The sequence below is a fragment of the Pseudomonas sp. KCJK9016 genome (assembly GCF_046231795.1).
Taxonomy (GTDB): Bacteria; Pseudomonadota; Gammaproteobacteria; order Pseudomonadales; family Pseudomonadaceae; genus Aquipseudomonas; species Aquipseudomonas bananamidigenes.
The window spans coordinates 1-778 of sequence record NZ_JBJJMM010000066.1; the positions used below are offsets into that span (position 1 = coordinate 1).

Below are 778 nucleotides of genomic sequence, written 5' to 3' on the forward strand. Positions count from 1 at the left end.
CTTCGTGCCGTCGATGCTCGACGTGTTCCTCGCCCATGGCGACACGAGCCGTTGCAACGGTCTGCGCCAGGTGATGTGCAGCGGTGAAGCGTTGCCGGGCAGCCTGGTACGGCGCTTCAAACAGCAATTGCCGGGCGCTGGATTGCACAACCTCTACGGCCCGACCGAAGCGGCAGTGGACGTCACCGCCTGGGATTGCGCGGGGCCGTTGGAGCAAACGCCTGACAACACGCCGATCGGCAAACCGATCGCCAACACCCGGATGTACATCCTCGATGCTCAGCAACAACCGGTGCCGCAAGGTGTGGTGGGTGAGTTGTACATCGGTGGCGTGCAAGTGGCGCGGGGTTACCTGAACCGTCCGGAGCTGAACGCCGAGCGTTTCCTGAAGGATCCGTTCCAGCCCGATGGCCGCCTGTACCGCACCGGTGACGTCGCCCGTTACCTGGCCGACGGCAACATCGAATACCTGGGCCGTAACGACGATCAGGTGAAGATCCGTGGTCTGCGCATCGAGCTGGGTGAAATCCAGTCTCGCCTGACCGATATCGACGGCGTGCAGGAAGCGGCGGTGTTGGCCCGTGAGGACGTGCCGGGGGACAAACGCCTGGTCGCTTATTACACCGGCACCCGGCTGGACATCGACGTGCTGCGCAGTCACCTGCTCGAACACCTGCCGGATTACATGGTGCCGGCGGTGTTCGTGCACCTCGATGCGCTGCCACTGAGCCCCAACGGCAAGCTCGACCGCAAGGCGTTGCCGGTGCCGGATCAGGCC

At 64.1% G+C, this 778-nt stretch carries 1 protein-coding gene; it reads left to right on the forward strand.

Annotated elements, in window-relative coordinates:
* Positions 1–778, forward strand: a 778-nt coding sequence (locus ACK6BI_RS28000) for an amino acid adenylation domain-containing protein (RefSeq protein ID WP_409319662.1), incomplete at both ends; no start/stop codon positions are given.